At 70.6% G+C, this 18,615-nt stretch carries 21 protein-coding genes; 8 read left to right on the top strand and 13 right to left on the bottom strand.

Annotated features, from left to right (window positions below; genetic code table 11):
* Positions 1 to 20: 20 nt before the first annotated feature.
* The gene (locus ACT4N7_RS19020) at positions 21 to 578 is read right to left on the bottom strand and encodes a GNAT family N-acetyltransferase (RefSeq protein ID WP_444830115.1); all 558 of its coding nucleotides are present in this window, start codon (positions 576 to 578) and stop codon (positions 21 to 23) included.
* A gap of 137 nt (positions 579 to 715) precedes the next feature.
* Between ACT4N7_RS19020 and ACT4N7_RS19015 the strand changes: the two genes are divergently transcribed.
* Entirely contained in the window at positions 716 to 1,375 is a 660-nt protein-coding gene (locus tag ACT4N7_RS19015; protein WP_444830114.1) for a VTT domain-containing protein, read from the top strand.
* Here the strand turns inward: ACT4N7_RS19015 and ACT4N7_RS19010 are convergent.
* Complete coding sequence (locus tag ACT4N7_RS19010; RefSeq protein WP_444830113.1) at positions 1,372 to 2,763, bottom strand: FAD-binding oxidoreductase; 1,392 nt, start codon at positions 2,761 to 2,763, stop codon at positions 1,372 to 1,374. The genes ACT4N7_RS19015 and ACT4N7_RS19010 overlap by 4 nt on opposite strands.
* A gap of 206 nt (positions 2,764 to 2,969) precedes the next feature.
* Between ACT4N7_RS19010 and ACT4N7_RS19005 the strand changes: the two genes are divergently transcribed.
* The 3 genes from ACT4N7_RS19005 (at position 2,970) to ACT4N7_RS18995 (ending at position 6,471) form a co-directional block, all read left to right on the top strand.
* On the top strand, positions 2,970 to 3,872 hold the full coding sequence (locus tag ACT4N7_RS19005) for an alpha/beta hydrolase (RefSeq protein ID WP_444830112.1): 903 nt from the start codon (positions 2,970 to 2,972) through the stop codon (positions 3,870 to 3,872).
* A 133-nt stretch (positions 3,873 to 4,005) separates the two neighbouring features.
* Positions 4,006 to 5,733, top strand: coding sequence for an MDR family MFS transporter (locus ACT4N7_RS19000; RefSeq protein ID WP_444830111.1), 1,728 nt, complete (start codon positions 4,006 to 4,008; stop codon positions 5,731 to 5,733).
* 96 nt (positions 5,734 to 5,829) lie between these two features.
* Complete coding sequence (locus ACT4N7_RS18995) at positions 5,830 to 6,471, top strand: DedA family protein (protein WP_444830110.1); 642 nt, start codon at positions 5,830 to 5,832, stop codon at positions 6,469 to 6,471.
* On the opposite strand, the gene ACT4N7_RS18990 is transcribed toward ACT4N7_RS18995, so the two are convergent.
* Positions 6,461 to 7,078 carry a nucleoside/nucleotide kinase family protein gene (locus ACT4N7_RS18990; protein WP_444830109.1) on the bottom strand — a complete coding sequence of 206 codons (618 nt, stop codon included), beginning with the start codon at positions 7,076 to 7,078 and terminating at the stop codon, positions 6,461 to 6,463. The two genes, ACT4N7_RS18995 and ACT4N7_RS18990, sit on opposite strands and share 11 nt — an antisense overlap.
* 75 nt (positions 7,079 to 7,153) lie before the next feature.
* Here ACT4N7_RS18990 and ACT4N7_RS18985 point away from each other — a divergent pair, with 75 nt between their 5' ends.
* A complete protein-coding gene (locus ACT4N7_RS18985) occupies positions 7,154 to 8,152 on the top strand; it encodes a LacI family DNA-binding transcriptional regulator (protein ID WP_444830121.1) in 999 nt (332 codons plus the stop codon).
* A gap of 29 nt (positions 8,153 to 8,181) precedes the next feature.
* Here ACT4N7_RS18985 and ACT4N7_RS18980 read toward each other — a convergent pair whose 3' ends face one another.
* The gene (locus ACT4N7_RS18980) at positions 8,182 to 8,472 is read right to left on the bottom strand and encodes a hypothetical protein (protein WP_444830108.1); all 291 of its coding nucleotides are present in this window, start codon (positions 8,470 to 8,472) and stop codon (positions 8,182 to 8,184) included.
* Between the two features lie 268 nt (positions 8,473 to 8,740).
* Between ACT4N7_RS18980 and ACT4N7_RS18975 the strand changes: the two genes are divergently transcribed.
* Positions 8,741 to 9,469 (top strand): SDR family NAD(P)-dependent oxidoreductase, encoded by a 729-nt coding sequence (locus ACT4N7_RS18975; protein ID WP_444830120.1) that lies wholly within the window; start codon positions 8,741 to 8,743, stop codon positions 9,467 to 9,469.
* Positions 9,470 to 9,597: 128 nt separating this feature from the next.
* Here the strand turns inward: ACT4N7_RS18975 and ACT4N7_RS18970 are convergent, their stop codons facing one another.
* The 4 genes from ACT4N7_RS18970 to ACT4N7_RS18955 all read right to left on the bottom strand — a co-directional run bounded on the left by ACT4N7_RS18970 (position 9,598) and on the right by ACT4N7_RS18955 (position 12,203).
* Complete coding sequence (locus tag ACT4N7_RS18970; protein ID WP_444830107.1) at positions 9,598 to 10,005, bottom strand: Imm1 family immunity protein; 408 nt, start codon at positions 10,003 to 10,005, stop codon at positions 9,598 to 9,600.
* Positions 9,993 to 10,184: a DddA-like double-stranded DNA deaminase toxin gene (locus ACT4N7_RS18965; RefSeq protein WP_444830119.1), complete on the bottom strand. Its 192-nt coding sequence runs from the start codon at positions 10,182 to 10,184 to the stop codon at positions 9,993 to 9,995. Before ACT4N7_RS18965 ends, ACT4N7_RS18970 begins: the two co-directional genes overlap by 13 nt.
* A gap of 11 nt (positions 10,185 to 10,195) precedes the next feature.
* Positions 10,196 to 10,738, bottom strand: a complete 543-nt coding sequence (locus ACT4N7_RS18960; RefSeq protein ID WP_444830106.1) for a hypothetical protein — start codon at positions 10,736 to 10,738, stop codon at positions 10,196 to 10,198.
* A 331-nt stretch (positions 10,739 to 11,069) separates the two neighbouring features.
* Positions 11,070 to 12,203: a glycoside hydrolase family 76 protein gene (locus ACT4N7_RS18955; protein WP_444830105.1), complete on the bottom strand. Its 1,134-nt coding sequence runs from the start codon at positions 12,201 to 12,203 to the stop codon at positions 11,070 to 11,072.
* Positions 12,204 to 12,344: 141 nt separating this feature from the next.
* On the opposite strand from ACT4N7_RS18955, the gene ACT4N7_RS18950 reads away from it, so the two are divergent.
* Positions 12,345 to 14,492 carry a molybdopterin-dependent oxidoreductase gene (locus tag ACT4N7_RS18950; RefSeq protein ID WP_444830104.1) on the top strand — a complete coding sequence of 716 codons (2,148 nt, stop codon included), beginning with the start codon at positions 12,345 to 12,347 and terminating at the stop codon, positions 14,490 to 14,492.
* Positions 14,493 to 14,509: 17 nt separating this feature from the next.
* Here the strand turns inward: ACT4N7_RS18950 and ACT4N7_RS18945 are convergent, their stop codons facing one another.
* From ACT4N7_RS18945 to ACT4N7_RS18925, 5 genes are all read right to left on the bottom strand, one after another.
* Positions 14,510 to 15,160 (bottom strand): TrmH family RNA methyltransferase, encoded by a 651-nt coding sequence (locus ACT4N7_RS18945; RefSeq protein WP_444830103.1) that lies wholly within the window; start codon positions 15,158 to 15,160, stop codon positions 14,510 to 14,512.
* Entirely contained in the window at positions 15,157 to 15,540 is a 384-nt protein-coding gene (locus tag ACT4N7_RS18940; protein WP_444830102.1) for a DUF2784 domain-containing protein, read from the bottom strand. The genes ACT4N7_RS18945 and ACT4N7_RS18940 overlap by 4 nt, the downstream gene beginning before the upstream one ends.
* Before the next feature lie 76 nt (positions 15,541 to 15,616).
* Positions 15,617 to 16,183 carry an orotate phosphoribosyltransferase gene (gene pyrE / locus ACT4N7_RS18935; protein ID WP_444830101.1) on the bottom strand — a complete coding sequence of 189 codons (567 nt, stop codon included), beginning with the start codon at positions 16,181 to 16,183 and terminating at the stop codon, positions 15,617 to 15,619.
* A gap of 23 nt (positions 16,184 to 16,206) precedes the next feature.
* A complete protein-coding gene (locus ACT4N7_RS18930) occupies positions 16,207 to 17,022 on the bottom strand; it encodes a phospholipid scramblase-related protein (protein ID WP_444830100.1) in 816 nt (271 codons plus the stop codon).
* 20 nt (positions 17,023 to 17,042) lie between these two features.
* Positions 17,043 to 17,822, bottom strand: coding sequence for an SDR family NAD(P)-dependent oxidoreductase (locus ACT4N7_RS18925; RefSeq protein WP_444830099.1), 780 nt, complete (start codon positions 17,820 to 17,822; stop codon positions 17,043 to 17,045).
* Positions 17,823 to 17,919: 97 nt separating this feature from the next.
* Between ACT4N7_RS18925 and ACT4N7_RS18920 the strand changes: the two genes are divergently transcribed.
* Positions 17,920 to 18,615 (top strand): hypothetical protein, encoded by a 696-nt coding sequence (locus ACT4N7_RS18920; RefSeq protein WP_444830098.1) that lies wholly within the window; start codon positions 17,920 to 17,922, stop codon positions 18,613 to 18,615.

The raw sequence follows: 18,615 nt of genomic DNA, 5'->3' as shown, positions 1-18,615 counted from the left end.
GGAAATTCCGGTGCACGACACTAGATTTCGAGGCCGTTGCGGTCGACGGTGTGCCCGTGCGGCCACTCGGTGAGCGGGGCGTGCACGGGGAGCACCATCGTCGGGCCGCTGTAGACCTCGGTGCGGTGGTTCTTGTCGATCAGGCGGGTGACCTGCCCGTCCACCTGGTGCCAACCGCCGCTGCGGTAGAACGGGACGACCTTGGGGCCGCAGGTCAGGAACCCGAAGGACAGCCCGAAGTCGGTCATCGCCTGCCTGGTGCGGTCCAGCAGCGCCCGGCCGACCCCGGTGCGCTGGAAGTCTGGATCGACCGCGACCAGCCCCACATCGCCGACCAGCAGACTCGCGTCGGTGTCCGACACCCGCAGGAACCGCCGCAACAGCCCCAGGTGCGCGACCGGCCGCCCCCCGACACTGCCGACGACCCGCGCTTCCGGGCGAGCGCTGTACCAACTCCGCTCGCCGCTGAACAGCTCGACGTGGCGGGGATACGCGCGGGCCAGCATCCCGGCGAGGGCGGCATGCCCGTCGGACGGGATGTCATTCTCCCAGGTCACCGCCCACGTGAGTTGATCCACACGGTCGTTCTACCACCACAGCCGACGTTCCTCATCCGACTTTCCCGCCAGCCCAGGGAAATCCCGACCCGGCGGAATGGGATCAATCGGGCAGGACTGTGGCCGAGCGGCGCCGGGGCGACCTGTACCTTGGGGGCGTGAGCGCCGACCTTCCCGTGAACCTCGCGTTGCTGCCCGCCTGGCTGGACCCCGAGGTCATCCTCACCAACCTGGGCCCGTTCCTGCTGCCGGGGCTGTGCCTGATCATCTTCGCGGAGTGCGGGCTGCTGCTCGGCTTCTTCCTCCCCGGCGACTCCCTGCTGTTCACCGCGGGCCTGTTCGTCGCGATCGACAAGATGCCCGCGCCGCTGTGGCTGGTGTGCGTGCTGCTGACGGTGTGCGCGTTCGTCGGCAACGTGGTCGGCTACTGGATCGGCGCGAAAGCGGGACCGGCGCTGTTCAGCAAGCCCGACTCGAAGTTGTTCAAGCGCGAGCACGTCGACAAGACCCACGCGTTCTTCGAGAAGTACGGGCCGCGGGCGATCGTGCTGGCACGGTTCGTGCCGATCGTGCGGACGTTCATCACCGCGATCGCGGGTGTCGGCCGGATGGACCAGCGCAAGTTCTTCGTCTACTCCGCGGTCGGCGCCGTGCTGTGGGCGACCGGGGTGACCGTGCTGGGCTACTTCCTCGGCCAGATCCCGTTCGTGCACAGCAACCTCGAAGCGATGATCCTGCTCATCGTCTTCGTGTCGATCATCCCGATCATCATCGAGGTGCTCAAGGCCCGCCGCGAGAAGAAGCGCGCGGCGGCCTAGCCAAGGTCGAACATCGAGCCCGGGTTGAACAGGTTGTCCGGGTCGAGGGCCGTCTTGATCGACCGATGTACCCGTAGGCCGATCGGGCCGATCTCGCGGGCCAGCCACTCGCGTTTGATCTTGCCGACGCCGTGTTCGCCGGTGACGGTGCCGCCCAGAGCCAGGCCGACTGCCAGGATGTCGTCGAACGCGCGGCGGGCGCGGGCGAACTCGTCGCCCGAGGTCGGGTCGTAGACGATGGTGGGGTGCATGTTGCCGTCGCCCGCGTGGCCGACGACGGCGATGCGCAGGCCGACCTCCGCGCTGATCCGCGCACAGCCCGCGATCAGCTCGGCGATCCGGGTACGCGGCACACACACGTCGTCGGTGAGCCAGGCGCCATAGACCTCCAGGGCGGTGAGCACGGCCCGCCGCGCGGTGAGCAGCATCTGGCCCTCGGCCAGGTCGTAGGTGGTGTAGGCGAGTTCGGCGCCCACGTCGGCGCAGACCTGTTCGATCACGGTCAGCTCGCGGATCGCGGCCTCGCCACCGGAGTCGGACTGGCAGATCAGCAGCGCCGCGCAGCCCTTGCCCGCGCCGAGTTCGGTCTTCAGGTACGCCTCGACGGCCTCGATCGAGCTGGCGTCCATGATCTCCATCAGCGACGGCACGACGCCCTCGCGCACGATCCGGCTGACGGCCGCGCCCGCGGCCTCGGTGGAACTGAACGCGGCCACCATCGTGCCGGGCGCCTGCGGCAGCGGGCGCAGCGCGACGGTGGCCTGGGTGATCACGCCGAGGGTGCCCTCGCTGCCGATGAACAGCTTGGTCAGGTCGTAGCCCGCGACGCCCTTCACGGTGCGGCGGCCGGTTTTGAGCAGCTCGCCGTCGGCCAGCACGACCTGCACGCCGAGCACGGAATCGGTGGTGACGCCGTACTTGACGCAACACAGGCCGCCCGCGTTGGTCGCGAGGTTGCCGCCGATGGTGCACCAGTCGTAGCTCGACGGGTCGGGCGGATAGAACAGGCCGTGCTTCTCCACGGCGCCGCGCAGATCGAGGTTGATCACGCCCGGCTCGACCACGGCGAGTCGGTTGTCCGGGTCGATCTCCAAAATCCGGTTCATCCGGGTGGTCACCAGCACCACGCACCCGTCGACCGCGTTGGCCGCGCCGGAGAGCCCGCTGCCCGCGCCGCGCGGCACGATCGGCACGCCGTGCGCCGCGCAGGCCCGCACGACCTCCTGCACCTGGGCCGTGTCCGCGGGCAGGACCACGGCCAGCGGCGCGCCGTAGGGGGCCAGCGGCATCATGTCGCGCTGGTAGCCGGCGGTGACATCGGGATCGACGAGCACACCGTCGACGCCGAGCGTGCCGCGCAGTCTGGTCAACAGGGTTTCGGTGCTCACCTGAGTCACGGTAACCCGCTGACAGCGGGCTGACATGTCATCGGAACGCGACTTTTAGGGGTGACCGGTTGACCGTTCACTGACCTACAGTTGGTGTGGTGGGTGTCACTGTGGACACCCGCGTCGGGGAGGGGCGGTGCGTGATGGCTGACCTGATGACTGAATTGCCTGGTCCCAGCGTGCAAGCCCGGGCACTCGCCCGGTTCATGACCACCAGCATCCGCCCGGTCGCCGACCGATTGCGGGTGCAAGGTGCTCAGCTCCGGCTGGTCCGCGAGGCGTTCGACGCGGTCGGGTTCACCCCGCTGCCGCGCGGGACGAAGATCCGCGCCGTGTCCGAACCGCACGGCTACGGCGACGTCAAGGGGCTGTGGATCTGCGCCCGCGAGGCCGACGAGCGCGCGGGCGCGATGCTCTACATCCACGGCGGCGGCTTCGTCTTCGGCTCGCTGCGCACCCACCGGCACCTGGCTGCCGCGCTGTCGGCGTCCAGCGGGCTGCCCGTGCTGCTGCTGCACTACCGCCGCGCCCCAGAGCACCCTTTTCCCGCCGCGGCAGACGACGCGCTGGCGGCGTACCGCTGGCTGCTCGACCAGGGCTACCCGGCCGACCGGGTGGTCGTGGCGGGCGACTCGGCAGGCGGGCACATCACCGCCGGGCTGTTGGCCGACCTGACCCGGCTGCGCATGGTGATGCCCGGCGCGGCCGTGCTGTTCTCCCCGTTCCTCGACCTGACCTGCGCGCAGCTCGACGAGCGCGACGCCGCCCACCGCGACCCGTACATCCCGCCGGACCGCGCCCGCGAGGTCGCCCGGCACTACGCGGGCGAGTTCGGCGTCACCCATCCGCGGCTCACCGTGCTCAAGGGCAGTAAGCGGCGGTGGCCGCCGATGCTGATCCAAGCGGGCGACACCGAGTGCCTGCTCGGCGACTCGGTGCGGCTGGCCAACGCCATGCGGATGGCCGGGGCGCACTGCGAGCTCCAGGTCTGGCCTGGTCAGGTGCACGTCTTCCCGGCGTTCTTCCCGGTCGTACCCGAGGGCAGGCTGGCCATCCGCATGGTCGGCGAGTTCCTGCGCGGCGCGCTCGCGGAGTCCCTGGCCGCCTGACGCGGTCGTGCTGTCTTGCTTGCGTGCGCTGCCGAAAAAGTACATGCTTGGGCAACGCAACCAGTTGTAGAGTGCAAACAAGACATTTCGGGACCAGTGCACGCGGGCGCGCGCGCCACCAGGGAGCACCGGTATGACGGCCGTCCAGGCACCCACGGCGGAAAGCTCGACGCTGACCCACCGACAGATCGTGGTGATCCTTTCCGGGCTGATGCTCGGCATGTTCCTCGCCGCGCTCGACCAGACCATCGTCGGCACGTCGATCCGCACGATCGCCGACGACCTCAACGGCCTGAGCCTGCAGGCGTGGGCGACCACCGCGTACCTGATCACCGCGACCATCTCGACCCCGCTCTACGGCAAGCTGTCCGACATCTACGGCCGCAAGCCGTTGTTCGTCACCGCGATCACCGTGTTCGTGATCGGCTCGCTCGCCTGCACGCTGGCCACCTCGATGTACGAGCTCGCGGCCTACCGCGCGCTGCAGGGCCTCGGCGCGGGCGGGCTGATGTCGCTGGCGCTGACGATCATCGCCGACATCGTGCCTGCCCGGGAGCGGGCCAAGTACCAGGGCTACTTCCTCGCCGTGTTCGGCACGTCGAGCGTGCTCGGCCCGGTCGTCGGCGGGTTCTTCGCAGGCCAGGGCGAGATCCTCGGCATCACCGGCTGGCGGTGGGTGTTCCTGGTGAACGTGCCGATCGGCGCGCTGGCGCTGATCGTGGTCAGCAAGGTCCTCAACGTCCCGCACCAGCGCCGCGACCACCGCATCGACTACCTCGGCGCGATCTTCCTGTCCGTCGCCGTGGTGCCGCTGCTGGTGGTCGCCGAACAGGGCCGCCCGTGGGGCTGGGGCTCGCCGCGCGCGCTGGTCTGCTACCTCGTCGGGGCGGTCGGGCTCGTGGCGTTCCTGCTGGTGGAACGCGCGATGAAGGACGAGGCGCTGATCCCGCTGCGGCTGTTCCGCACCTCGACGTTCGCCATGACGATCATCGCGGGCACCATCCTCGGCATCGGCATGTTCGGCGGCATCTCGTTGATCCCGCAGTACCTGCAGATCGTGCGCGGCATGACGCCGACCGAGGCCGGGCTGCTGATGGTGCCGATGATGCTGGGCATCATGGCCGCCTCGATCACGGGCGGGCAGATCACCTCGCGCACCGGCCGGTACAAGGTCTTCCCGATCATCGGCTCCGTACTGCTGGTCGCCGCGCTGCTGCTGTTCAGCACGGTCGGCGTGGACTCGCCGATCGGTCAGCCGATCGCCTACATGACCGTGTTCGGCCTCGGCCTGGGCTTCTGCATGCAGACGCTGACCGTGGCGGCGCAGAACGCGGTGCCGTTCCGGGACGTGGGCGTGGCCACCGCGTCGACCACGTTCTTCCGGCAACTCGGCGGCACGCTCGGCGTGGCGGTGTTCCTGTCGCTGCTGTTCAGCACGGTCGCGGACAACATCGCGGCGGCGTTCCGCACGGCGGCGCAGTCGCCCGCGTTCCTCGCCGCGCTGACCGACCCGGCGGTGCGCGACAACCCGGTGAACCGGCCGGTGTTCGACGCGCTGCGCGAGGGCGGCGGCGGTGGCGTGCTGCAGGACTCGTCGTTCCTGCAGACGATCGACCCGCGGCTGGCCCGGCCGTTCCAGGAGGGCTTCGTCGACTCGATCCAGCTCGTGTTCCTGGTCGGCGCGGCCGTGATGGTGCTGGCGGTCGTGGTGTCGCTGTTCATCAAGGAGATCCCGCTGCGGATGCACAGCGGCCTGCAGTCGGCGGCCCTGGAGGGCGCGGCGGCGCTGCTGCCGGACCCGGCCGACACCACCGCGAAGCGACCCGCGCGGTCCACTGTGGATTCACCGGACGGCCAGTAGCGGATCGGCTGCCTGCGGGCTCCGTCTGGATGGCGCGTCAGTGAATAGGCCGTGGTACCGCTACGTGACGAACACCGCGGCACGTAGCCTACGTCCGTGACCACCGCTCTCGGCGTGCTCGAATCCGCTGGGCCCCTGCTGGTATGGGCCATCGTGCTCGGTTTCGTCTTCGCCGAGTGCGCCTTCATCGTCGGGCTGTTCCTGCCTGGTGACTCCCTGTTGTTCGCCGCGGGAGTCGTGCTGGCCCAGCAGAACCACGAGCACCAGGCGTGGTGGCTCTCGCTCGCGGCCACCCTCACCGCCGTCGCGGGCAACCAGCTCGGGTACTACATCGGCTCGAAGACCGGCCACGCGATCATCACCCGCCGCGGCGGCAAGGTGCTCAACGAGCACAACCTGACCCGAGCCCGCGAGTTCCTCGACCGGCGCGGGTTCTGGGCGATCGTGCTGGCCAGGTGGATTCCGTGGATCAGGACGCTGGCGCCGCTGGTCGCGGGCGCGGCGAAGATGGACCCGCGCCGGTTCGCGCTGGCCACCACCATCGGCGGCCTGGCCTGGGTGCCGACGCTGGTCCTGATCGGCTACTACGCCGCGGGCCTGCTCGACGACTTCCCGTGGCTCAAGACGGCCGCGCTGGTGGGCAGCGTCGCGTTCTTCGTCTTCGGCACGGTCTGGGGCATCTGGCGCTACCGCCAGGAGATCCACCGGCCGGTCGACAAGATCCTGATCACGGAGTAGCGCGCAGGACCAGGTCCGCCGTGCCCGCCGTCGAGGCCACCAGCCGGGCGTTGCGCTCGTCCGATCCGTCCGTGCGGTCCCTGGCCTGCTCGGCGGTCCTGCCATAGGCGACGTGTCGGTCGAACAGGCGTTTCCGCCGCAGCTCCGGGTCGGAGTCGAGGTACCAGACCTCGTCGAGCAGCGGCCGGACGGCGGGCCAGACCAGCAGGTAGTTGCCCTCGGTGATGACGAGCGGCACCGCGCGCGGCACGGGGACCGCGTTGGCCACCGGCTCCTCGATCTCGCGGCGGAACTCGGGCGCGTAGACGATCTTGTCGGTGCTGGTCCGTAGCCTGCGGAGCAAGTCGACGTAGCCGTCGGCGTCGAAGGTGTCCGGGGCGCCCTTGCGCTCCGCGCGGTCGAGTCGGTCGAGTTCGGCCTGGGCGAGGTGGAAGCCGTCCAAGCCGACAAGGGCGGCCCGGTCGCCCAGGGCGGCCGCCAGCCGGGCCGCCAGGGTCGACTTCCCCGCGCCCGGCGCACCGGCGATGCCGAGGATCCGCCGACGCCCCGGCACGGCGAGCGCGTCCGCGCGCGCGACGAGGTCGGTGAAGGTCGGCTCCCGCCGCATGGGTGTTCCTTCCGGGTCGGTAGGGTTCGCGCAAACGTTTGCCAACAGGTGGGAGCTGACAGCGCCGTGGCCACCATGGAGGACGTCGCCAAGCTGGCGGGCGTCTCGATCAGCACCGTCTCACACGTCGTCAACGAGACCAGGCCGGTGGCCGCCGCGACGCGCGACCGGGTGCAGGCCGCGATCGAGTCCACCGGCTACACCGGCAACGCGATCGCCCGGTCCCTGGTCACCGGCGGCACCAGGTCGATCGGCGTGGCCATGTCGCTGCTGGCCAACCCGCACCTCGCGGAGCTGATCCACGCCATCGAGGCCGAGGCCAGCGCCGAGGGCTACACCATCCTGCTCGGTGACACCCTCGACGCCGAGGACGGCGAGCGGGCGGCGGTGCGCAAGCTGCAGGCCCGCCGGGTCGACGGCATGCTGCTCACCCCGGCGCCCGGCGACACGGCCACCCTCGAACAGCTCGCCCGCACGGACGTGCCCGCGGTGCTGGTCGACCGGGTGTCCCACAAGATCAAGCTCGACCAGGTCGGCCCGGAGAACATCCAGTCCACCTCCACGCTGGTCTCGCACCTGGCCGCCGCCGGACACCGCCGCATCGGCTTCATCAGCGGCGTCGAGTGGATGACGGCGAGCGAGGAACGCACCCTGGGCTACCGGCTCGGCCTAGGCCGCGCGGGCCTGCGGTGGGACTCGAACCTGGTCGCGGGCGGCGGCGCGACGCACGCGGACGGCGTGCTGGCGATGCGCAGGCTGCTCACCGTGCCCGAGCGCCCGACCGCGGTGATCACCGGGAACGGCGCCATGACGGCGGGCGCGTACCGCGAGGCCCACGCGCACGGGCTGCGCATCGGCGCCGATCTCGCGCTGGTCGGCCACGACGAGGTCGACTGGGCCGAGGTGGTGGACCCGGGGATCACCACGATGGCGCACCCGGTCGGCGAGATCGGCCGCACCGCCGTCCGGCTGCTGCTGGCGCGCCTGGCCGACCGCGACCGCGCGCCCGAGACCGTGCTGCTGCCCCCGGACCTGCTTCACCGCGGCTCCTGTGGGTGCACCGAGCCCCGGTGACCACCGCGGTCACCGGGGCTCGACAGGGATCAGCAGGAGATGTGTCCCGCCCGCACCCAGCCCTCGACATCGGGCCGCTCGGCGCCGTGACCGCGGTACCAGGTCATGCCGCCGTCGCCGCCCGCGCCGCCGGAGATGCGGAAGCCGCGGCCCGCGCTCAACGTGAGCAGGTAGGACCCGTTGATCTGGTTGTAGATCGGGGTCGGGCTGTTGGTCAGGCACACCTGTGCCTCAGCGGTCCCGTTGACCAGTACCACCGTGGTGGCTCCGGCAGCCACCGCGGCCAGCGCGATGATCCCCCTACGGAGCTTGTTGCGCATTTCGCTCTCCTCCAGATGATTGACCGTCACGTCGACGGCATGCGATAGCCAAGTAGCCGGCCACCCGGTGCGGCGAACCGCATTTCGCGTCTGGACTAAACCAGTGCACGGAAAGGACTGGGCCGCGTCCGTGGATCACGGCGGCACCGCGCAGGCCACGAACGACATTGCCGGGCTGAGCAGCCGCACCACGCCCTCCGCGCTGCCCCGGCTCACCGGCCCGCAACTGGGCGCCACGCCCGGGGAGCCCGCCGTGGTCCAATGGCCAATGGGTGTTCTCGTGGTTACCGGCGGCGGGCGGGGCATAGGTGCGGCGATCTGCCGCCGAGCCGCCAAGGACGGCTTCGACATCGTCGTCAACTTCGCGGCGAACACCGGCGCGGCCGAGGCCGTAGCTGCCGACGTCAGGTCGGTCGGCAGGAAAGCGATCGCGGTTCAGGCAGACGTGTCGGACGAGGATCAGGTGCGGGCGTTGTTCGAGCGGGCTGCCGACCTCGGTCCGCTCGTGGCGCTCGTCGCCAACGCGGGTATCACGGGCAACACACCTGGACGGCTGCAAGAGCAGAGTGTGGCGACGGTTCGCCGTGTCTTCGAGGTCAACGTCATAGGGGCGTTCCTTTGCGTCAAAGCGGCCCTCGCGAGACTCACCGACGGCGGGTCGATCATCACGGTGTCCAGCACCGCCGCTCGGCGCGGGTCGCCGGGCGAATGGGTTCACTACGCGGCCAGCAAATCAGCTCTGGAAACTCTCTCACTCGGCGTAGCCCAGGAGGTTGCCGACCGGGGAATCCGGGTGAATGTGGTGGCCCCCGGCCTGATCCACTCCGACCTGCACGCCGCCGCAGGCATGCCAGACCGACCGCAACGGCTGGCGCCGAGAATTCCGCTGGGGCGCGCTGGGGAACCTGCGGAAATCGCCGAAGGGGTGGCCTGGCTGCTCAGTCCCGCCGCCTCGTTCGTCACCGGAGCAGTCCTTCCCATTTCGGGCGGTTTCTAGCCTGCGGACGTCGGCGTCAGTTCGTGTCGTGGCCGCCCCGATTTACCATCAGATACCCCGGCAACCAGAGATGACACGGTCGATGCGGGAGAGCGACCCGTTGCCGCGGACCTGACCGACTCCCCCGGTCAGCGGATGACTGTCGGTCGTCTGCCGGTCGACATGAACTCGTGCAGTCCTCGACGGACATCCTCGATCGACACTTCGATATCCGAACGTATCTCGCTGAGATTACCGACGTAGACGTATTCGACAAACCGGTCGGGATTCCCGTCGCCTTTGGTGCTACCTCCGTCCTCGGCGTGGTAGGTGATGAATCCCTTGGTCTCGCCGAGACCGACTTCGAGAATCGGCAGCCCGCTGTTGCCGTTGATTCCGACCTGGATCATCGCGGGACAACGATGCTGTCTGGTTTCGGCGAGAACACGGTCGATAAGGGTGTCCAACTCGGCTGCGGTGCGCGCAAGGATGGCGGGATCACCTTCTGCGTAGTCGCTTTCGGCGTCCTGGTCGTACCAGATCGCTAGCTCGACCATGTCTTTCCTCCCGTGAACGTCTTTTTGTAACCCGGGCCGTGAACCGTAAGCGAGTACCCAGCGGGCAATATTACCGGAAGAAGTTTGCCGCACCCGAGAAGACCTGGACAAGGGACGTTGTTGACGGCGATTTCGGCGTGTTTCGTTCCCGCCCTGATCATGCGGACAACTGCCTTCATCTCCACATGCGTCACCACGGCAAGTTCACCGTTCGGGGGTATACTCGCTTTTTGAGCAGTCGCGATACCTCGGCGGAATCCTCGTCATGGCCGCTGACCATCGCCGTGGCCGTGTCTCCGTCCAGCAGCCTGCCGTGCGTCTTCTTGCCGCTTGGATTCGGCTTGGGCACCTGAGGAGGCAACTCGCGGAGAATCCGCTGGACTCGTTCGCCGCCGACCTGCGGGCGCGGCACGAACCAGCCGGGGCTACCCGCACGCGGCGGCGCAGTGCTCGCCGTCGCCACCGTCGGCGAACCCTGTGCCCCGATGCGGGCCAGATAGCCCTGCACGATCACCCGAACCTGGGCGACCAGGTCGTATGCCTGCTCGGCTTGCAGCCGCCCGTGCTCCAGTTGAGCGGCGGACGGGTGCAGGTCGGGTGCCTGTGAACCCTGCGCGACCGTGGCGAGTGTGTCGCGAGCCTGGGCGATTGCGTCCATGGCGTAATGCACCTGCGGTAGCTCCAAGGCACTGCGTACAGTTCGAAGTTCGGCGGCAAGGTCCTCGACCGACACGCGAATCCCCCTGACGAGCACCAGATCGGACCGACTCGCCACGCGTTTCGATGCCCTGAAAGGTGATCGGCAGCGGGTCTGTCGACCTTGAGGCCGTGATGCCCCATGGCGACGGCGGGTCGTGCCCATCTGAAGATCATGCCCTCGTTGCGGGGCTTGGGCCGGTACCTACGCGATCAGATCCGCGCCGAGCGGGCCGGTGCGCCCGGGATCTCGCACCGCCGCGCCGACACCCCGGCTGGCGCCCGTGACCAACAGCACGCTCGTTACTATCCCTCGGTGACGCCCGCTCGCGGACGCCCTGTGACACCGATTCGCTCGCCGGCTCGGCTCATGGCGACATGCCTGCACGCCTCTCCAGCAGCGCCGCCGCCTCCAGCACCATCCAGCCCGAGAGCTGCACCGACAGGTCCCGCCCGACCCGCCGATCGCGCGGGCCGCGCGGGGTGACCGCCGGGCGGCTGAACTCCGGGCCGAACAGCGGGCCCGAGGGGGCGACCGCGCGGTTGCGCCAGGCGGCGTCCGCCGAGTCGAACACGAGCCGCGTGGCCACGTCGCCCGCCGCGTCCGGCAACCGGACCGCCGACAGCGCCAGGTAGCGGGCGAGGATGCCCGCGAACAGGCCGCCGTCGCCGCCTTCCTGACCTGGCAGGACGCCGGCGACGGCGAGGTGGTCGGCGACGGCGCGCACCGTGCGCTCGGCCCGGCCCGCCCACACCCCGGAGGTGTCGCCGTCGGCCAGTTCGACGCAGGCGCCGAGGTAGACGCCCTGGCAGTAGGTGTATCTGATCTTGACGAGGTCGCGCACCGAGCCGTCCGGCGCGACGTGCAGGCCGTCCCAGAGCAGGCCGGTGGCCGGGTCGAGCAGGCGTTGCGCCATCCACTCGGTCATCGAGCGGGCCCGCTGCCGGTCGGTGCGCTCCCGACCGGCGCGCGACAGCAGGATCGCGGCCGGGCCGTTCGCGGGGACGTTCTTGAACGTGTCCCCCCGGCGCCACCAGATGCCGCCGCCGCCGTGGTCGGTCCAGCCCTCGCGGAGCTGGGCGGTGATGTCGGCGAGCGCGGAGCCCGCGTCGAGGCCGAGGTCGTCGGCGGCGCGGAGCAGCGCGAGGCCGAGCCAGGCGACGTCGTCGTAGTAGTCGTTGGTCCACTGCCGGAAGTTGCGCATCCTGATGCCGCGCACGAGCTGGCGCACCAGCCGGGCACGGGCCGGGGTGGGCGCGCGGCTGTGCGCGTCGAGCAGGCAGTCGAGCAGGTGCGCCTGCCACCAGTAGTTCCAGTGCAGATGCAGCCGCTGGCCGGTGGTCGGCGGCCAGGCCGCGACGCCGAGCCGGGTGCCGGGCCAGGCCCACACCCGGCGCAGGTGGCGGGCCTGCACGGCCCGTTCGGCGACCCCCGAGCGGGCGGCCCAGAGCTGCGGGGACCGCTCGGCGGCCCCCTCGGCGTACTCCGTGCCACTGGTCACCGCACCATCGTGGCGGCTGGACCGGTCCTGATGTGCCCCCGGAGGGGTGATTCACCGGGTCGTGGGCATTGCTTGAATTCTCCGGCGGCGACGAGGAGATTGGGTTACTCACCCGGGTGCGGGGCGAAGGGGCGGTACTTGATGCGAACCGAGCAGGTCACGTGTGCACTGTGCGAGGCCACCTGCGGCCTCGACGTCACCCTCGACGGCGACCGGGTGGTCGGCGTGCGGGGCGACGCGGCGGATGTGTTCTCCCGCGGGTATATCTGCCCGAAGGGCGCCTCGATCGGCGCCCTGCACCACGACCCGGACCGGTTGCGCGAGCCGATGATCAAGCGGGACGGCGAGTGGCACCCGGCGACCTGGGACGAGGCGTTCGCCGAGATCGACGCGCGGCTGACGCCGATCCTCGCCGAGCACGGCAAGGACGCGGTCGCGCTCTACGTCGGCAATCCGGCCGTGCACAACACCTCGATCACGCTCTACGGCCGGGCGCTCTACAAGGCGTTGGGAACAAAGAACTTCTACTCCGCGAGCACCGTCGACCAGACGCCCAAGCACTTCGCCGCGGGCTATCTGTTCGGCGACCCGATGAGCGTCGCGGTCCCCGACCTGGAGCGCACCGCGCACCTGCTGCTTCTCGGCGCGAACCCGTTGGTGTCCAACGGAAGCCTGATGACCGCGCCCGACGCGCGCGGGCGGCTGCGGGCGATTCGCGAGCGCGGCGGCCGGATCGTCGTGGTCGACCCGAAGCGCTCCCGGACCGCCGAGCAGGCCGACGAACACCACGCGATCCGCCCCGGCACCGACGCGCTGCTGTTGTTCGCGCTGGTCAACACGCTGTTCGCGGAGAACCTGGTGTCGCTGGGGCACCTCGCCGACCACGTGACGGGCGTCGAGGAGGTGCGCGCGCTGGCCGAGCCGTTCACCGCGGACGCCGTCGAGCCGGTCACCGGGATCGCGGCGGCGGAAATCCGCCGGATGGCGCGTGAACTGGCGGCGGCGCCGTCTGCCGCGGTGTACGGCCGGATCGGCACCACCACGCAGGCGTTCGGCACCCTGGCGAGCTGGCTGGTCGACGTGCTCAACGTGCTCACTGGAAACCTCGACCGACCCGGCGGCGCGATGTTCCCGCTCGCGGCGGCAGGCCAGGCGAATGTCCAAAAAGGACGGCGGCGCGGGTTCACGCACGGTCGCTGGCACAGCCGGGTCCGCGGCCTGCCCGAGGTGATGGGCGAACTGCCGGTCGCCACCCTGGCCGACGAGATCGGCACGCCCGGCGATGGGCAGGTGCGGGCGCTGATCACGGTGTGCGGCAACCCGTGCCTGAGCACGCCGAACGCGGGCAAGCTCGCGGAAGCGGTGGCACAGCTCGACTTCATGGTGTCGATGGACATGTACCTCAACGAGACGACCCGGCACGCGGACGTGATCCTGCCCGGGCCGTCGCCGCTGGAGCGGCCGCATTACGACCTGGTCTTCTACCAGTTCGCGGTGCACAACGTGGCCAACTGGGCGGCGGCGCCGCTGACCTCGGACCTGCCCCAGGAGTGGCGCACAATCCTTGCGCTGACCGGAATCGCGACCGGACAGGGCCCCGCTGCCGACGTCGACGCGATGGACGAGTTCGTGGCGGCCGAGTTCGCCAAGCGCGCGGGCGTCGAGGTGCCCGTTGGGCGGACCGGGCCCGAGCGGCTGATCGACATCCTGTTGCGCGGCGGCCCCTACGACCTGACCCTGGCCGACCTGGAGGCCGCTCGCGGCGGGGTCGACCTCGGCCCGCTGCGCCCGCGAATCCCGGACGTGCTGGCCACGCCGAGCGGTCTGGTCGAGCTGGCGCCCGCCGCGATCGTCGGCGACGTGCCGCGGCTGCGCGCCGAGCTGGCAACCGTCCCGAATGGACAGATGGTGCTGATCGGGCGGCGCCAGCTCGGGTCGAACAACTCGTGGATGCACAACCTGGAACCGTTGGTGCGCGGTAAGAATCGGTGCACCGCCCAGGTGCACCCGACCGACGCCGCCCGACTCGGCCTGGCCGACGGCGCGGCGGCGGTGGTGCGGTCGCGGGCCGGGAAGGTGGTGGTGCCGGTGGAGATCACCGACGCCATCCGCCCCGGCGTGATCAGCATTCCGCACGGCTGGGGCCACGACGCGCCCGGCGCCCGGACGGCGGTCGCGGCCGCCCACCCCGGGGTGAACTCGAACGTCCTGGCGGACGACTTGCTGGTGGACGCGCTGTCGGGAACCGCTGTGCTGAACGGAATTCCGGTCGAGGTGACACCGGCCTGACTGTCCTCTATGGACAACTACCAGGCGTCGGCGAGGTCGGCGTGGTCGCGGATCCAGGCGTGCATGACGACGCCCGCGGCCACGCCCGCGTTGACCGAGCGGGTGGAGCCGAACTGGGCGATGGACACCAGCAGATCGGCGCCCTTGCGGGCCTCCTCGGTGAGGCCGGGCCCCTCCTGCCCGAACAGCAGGACGCACCGCCGGGGCAGCACCGTCGCCTCGATGCGGACGGCGCCCGGGGTGTTGTCGACACCGACCACGGCCAGGCCATCGGCGGCGGCGTAGGCCAGCAGGGACTCGACCGTGGGGTGATGGTCGACGTGCTGGTAGCGGTCGGTCACCATGGCACCGCGCCGGTTCCAGCGGCGTCGCCCGACGATGTGCACCGCGCGGGCGGCGAAGGCGTTGGCCGTGCGCACGACAGTGCCGATGTTGTGGTCGTGCTGGAAGTTCTCGATGGCGACGTGGAACTCGTGCCTGCGCTCGTCCAGGTCGGCGACCACGGCGGCGCGGCGCCAGTAGCGGTAGGCGTCGACCACGTTGCGGCGGTCGCCCTGCGCCAGGAGTTCCGGGTCGTACCGCGGGTCCGTCGGCCACTCGCCCGGCCAGGGGCCGACACCGACCGGTTCGCCGAACACCCACTCGGTCGGGCCGTGCTCATCGGTCACCGGGCGGCGACCATCGCGTCCGCGTCGACGCGGCGGCCGCGCCACCGCACGTACGCCCCCGCGTACGACACCACCAACAGCACCAGCGCTCCCACGGCCACGACGTGAATGTAGTCCGCGGGAAACAGCACGCCGATGATGTAGTGGTCGTTGAACCCGCCCGGCAGGTCGCCCAGGCCCTGCTGCCTGCGGAAATGGTTCTCCAGCGCGGTCAGCGGACACGGCACCGGGAACACGTTGACGAGCACGCCCCAAGCCGCGAAGAACACGTGCAGGAAGATCGACTTCGGCCACTTCCAGGCGAGGAACCCGCCGAGGCCGATGTAGAGCAGCGCCCCGAAATGCACGACCATCGTCGCGGCGGCAAGCACACCGGCCATCCGGCCACCTCCCCAACCACCGGCATCGCGGTGAGCACCGCCCACGGTACCCGGCGGTCAGGGATTCGACCGGGGATTACGCCAGGCCGAGGTCGGCCAGATCGAGCAGGTAGCGGTAGGGCAGGCCGCGTGCCTCGATCGCCTCGCGGGCGCCGGTGCCCCGGTCGACCACGGTGGCCACCCCGACGACGGTGGCCCCCGCCTCGGCGAGCGCGTCGACCGCGGTGAGCACGCTGCCGCCCGTGGTCGAGGTGTCCTCCACGGCGAGCACCCGCTGCCCGGCGACCTCGATGCCCTCGATCCGGCGCTGCATCCCGTGCGTCTTGGTGTCCTTGCGCACCACGAACGCGTCGAGCACCTCGCCTGCCGCCGCGGCGGCGTGCAGCATGGCCAGCGCCACCGGGTCGGCGCCGAGGGTGAGCCCGCCCGCGGCGACGTAGTCCCAGTCGGCGGTGATCTGGCGCAGCAGCGTGCCGATCAGCGGCGCCGCCGCGTGGTGCAGGGTGGCCCGGCGCAGGTCGACGTAGTGGTCGGCCTCCTTGCCGGACGCGAGCGTCACGCGGCCGTGGACCACGGCCAGTTCCGTCACCAGGCGGGCAAGGTCACGCTTGGCGGAGATGTCAGCACTCGGGGCGGTTCGCACGGGTCCGAAGTCTGTCATGCGGATCAGCCGAAGCCGCGATCGTCCTGCTTGAGCGCCGTGTCGACGGTCAGCGCGGACGCGACGACGAGGCTGGCCAGCGGGTCGACCAGCCGCCGGTGGATCTGCACGACGTAGTTGTCGGCCGTGGTGAACATCGTCTTCGCGAAGCCCTCCCACGTCTTGGTGATCCGGGCGATCTCGGCGCCCGTGTGGTCCAGCACGGCGAAGTTCCACGCCCGCCAGTTCTCGGCCTGCAGCCCGCCGATGGACTGGCCGTTGACCAGGAACGAGAACCGGATCTTGCCGAACATGTTGTCCTGCACGATCTCGCCGACCGGCTGCCCGTCCGGCCGCTCGACCACCACCCGCGATTTGACGATCTTCGCGGGCCGGGTCAGCACGAGCACCGCCCGCCCCTGCGCGTCGCGCACCTCCAGCCGGTGGGTGAGGAACTGGTCGACGCTGCCGATGAACCGGGCCACCTTCTTCAGCGCACTCTGCCCGACTTGCACCACCGCGCCGACCTGGTGGCCGTGCTGGTCGAACACCGCGTACTCGTTGGCCAGCTCGATCAGCTTGACCTTCTGGTTCACCACGAGCACGGGCTCGGTGAACAACGTCCCGCCGCCCTGTCCGGCCTGCCCGACGCCCGCCTGGCGCTGCTGCTCCTTGAGCCTCGCCGGGTCGTGGGCGCCGTGCAGAGGCACCTCCCAGGCACTGGCGTCACTGCGCTGCTGCTGGACGGGCTGGGTGTGGCTGGTCCACTGTGTACCGTCCCACCAGCGCAGGACCGGCGCACCAGGATTCTCCGGGTACCACCCGGGCTGGGGGTTCGTCATGGCCCGAGCGTAGTCCGAGATCAGCCCCGGTCCCGCCCCGCCGCGGCTCGCGTCAACAGCACGCGCATCAGGCCGCGCGGGAGGAGTCGGCCGATGCCGATCATGGCCTTGTACTGCAGGCCGGGGACCGAGCGGCTGCGGCCGTGGCGCAGGTCGTCGAGGCAGTCGGCAACCACGCGGTCGGCGTCGAGCCAGAGGAAATCAGGTAGCGCGGACATGTCGTCGCCCGCGCGCTGGTGGAACTCGGTGTGGGTGAAACCCGGGCACAGCGCGACAACCCGGACGCCGGTACCCGCGAGGTTCGCGGCCAGGCCCTCGGACAACGCGGTCACATACGCCTTCGTGGCGCCGTAGGCGGCCCCGGTGGCCGGGAAGAACCCCGCCACGCTGGACACGTTGATCACGCCGCCGTGTCCGCGCGCCAGCATGCCGGGCAGCGCGGCCCGGGTGAGCCGCAGCACGGTGGTGACGTTGACGTCGAGCTGGGACTGCAACCACTCCGGCTCGGCCTCGGCGAACGCGCCGCGGGTGCCGAAGCCCGCGTTGTTCACCAGCAGGTCGATCGGCCGGTCCGGGTCAGCGAGCCGATCCTCGACCCGCTTGCGGGCCCGCGTCGTCGCGAGGTCGGCGGTCATCGCCTGCACGGCCACCCCGTGCGCCGCGGTCAACTCGGCCGCCACCTCCTTGAGCCGCTCGGTGGTGCGGGCGACCAGCACGAGGTCGTAGCCGTCGGCGGCGAGTCTGGTGGCGAAGGCCGCGCCGATGCCGGCGGTGGCCCCGGTGATGAGCGCGGTGGGCATGGACACCACGCTAGTGGGAGGTCGACATCCCCGAAACCGGACGAGCCACGCCCCCTGTGATCTTGAACCACGCGCCGGGACGACTACGCTGCTGGACGTGGGCATTCCCGCGTGGGTCTGGTTCGTCGTCGCGGCGGTCGCGTTCGTCGCGGGCGGCGCCTTCTTGCTGCGTGATCGCGCGCGGCTCACCTCGCGCAACCGCGAGCGCAGGCGCTGGGCCGCGCTGCGCGGCTGGCAGTTCGCCGAGACCGACCACGTGCTGCCCACCCAGTGGACGGGCGGCGCGGTCGCCTACTACGGCGACGGTGTGGCCAGGGACGTCGTCGCGGGCTCGACGTTCACCGCGGACGGCAGGCGCCGGGTGTACGTGTTCGACCTGGAGGCGGGCGGGCGGGTCAACACCGTGATCGCCGCCGTGCAGTGCCGCCGGGTGCACCCGGTCGTGGTCGAGCTGTGGGTGCCGAGCACGCCGTTCCAGCGCGAGCACATGCCGGAGCTGCTCGGCCCGGTCGGCCAGCGCTACGCCTTCGTCTCCGACATCGCGGGCGCCCGCGCGCTGATCACCCCCGACCTGGTGGACGCCACCGAGGAGATCGGCCAGGACATCGCGGTCGCCTGGATCGAGAACGGGTGGGTGCTCGCCGCGGCCGCGCCCAACTCCACCCCGTCACGGCTGGAGCGGCTGCTGCGCGGCCTCGGCGAGATCGCCGACGTGGTCGACCCGTTCGACGCCGAGATCGACCCGGTCGGCGAGCACGAGGCCACCGCCCGACCCGGCCAGCACGAAGCCTGA

Source organism: Actinokineospora sp. (genome assembly GCF_052390155.1).
Lineage (GTDB): Bacteria > Actinomycetota > Actinomycetes > Mycobacteriales > Pseudonocardiaceae > Actinokineospora.
The sequence above is the reverse complement of the archived record's forward strand: the minus strand, read 5'-3'. Positions and strand labels throughout refer to the sequence as shown.

Bases quoted from the DNA above. Each gene is read 5' to 3' on its own strand.
- ACT4N7_RS19005 (WP_444830112.1), top strand. From the start codon at position 2,970: ATGACCACCAGCATCCGCCCGGTCGCCGACCGATTGCGGGTGCAAGGT.
- ACT4N7_RS19000 (WP_444830111.1), top strand. From the start codon at position 4,006: ATGACGGCCGTCCAGGCACCCACGGCGGAAAGCTCGACGCTGACCCAC.
- ACT4N7_RS18990 (WP_444830109.1), bottom strand. From the start codon at position 7,078: ATGCGGCGGGAGCCGACCTTCACCGACCTCGTCGCGCGCGCGGACGCG.
- ACT4N7_RS18985 (WP_444830121.1), top strand. From the start codon at position 7,154: ATGGAGGACGTCGCCAAGCTGGCGGGCGTCTCGATCAGCACCGTCTCA.
- ACT4N7_RS18980 (WP_444830108.1), bottom strand. From the start codon at position 8,472: ATGCGCAACAAGCTCCGTAGGGGGATCATCGCGCTGGCCGCGGTGGCT.
- ACT4N7_RS18975 (WP_444830120.1), top strand. From the start codon at position 8,741: ATGGGTGTTCTCGTGGTTACCGGCGGCGGGCGGGGCATAGGTGCGGCG.
- ACT4N7_RS18970 (WP_444830107.1), bottom strand. From the start codon at position 10,005: ATGGTCGAGCTAGCGATCTGGTACGACCAGGACGCCGAAAGCGACTAC.
- ACT4N7_RS18965 (WP_444830119.1), bottom strand. From the start codon at position 10,184: ATGAAGGCAGTTGTCCGCATGATCAGGGCGGGAACGAAACACGCCGAA.
- ACT4N7_RS18950 (WP_444830104.1), top strand. From the start codon at position 12,345: ATGCGAACCGAGCAGGTCACGTGTGCACTGTGCGAGGCCACCTGCGGC.
- ACT4N7_RS18940 (WP_444830102.1), bottom strand. From the start codon at position 15,540: ATGGCCGGTGTGCTTGCCGCCGCGACGATGGTCGTGCATTTCGGGGCG.
- ACT4N7_RS18930 (WP_444830100.1), bottom strand. From the start codon at position 17,022: ATGACGAACCCCCAGCCCGGGTGGTACCCGGAGAATCCTGGTGCGCCG.
- ACT4N7_RS18925 (WP_444830099.1), bottom strand. From the start codon at position 17,822: ATGCCCACCGCGCTCATCACCGGGGCCACCGCCGGCATCGGCGCGGCC.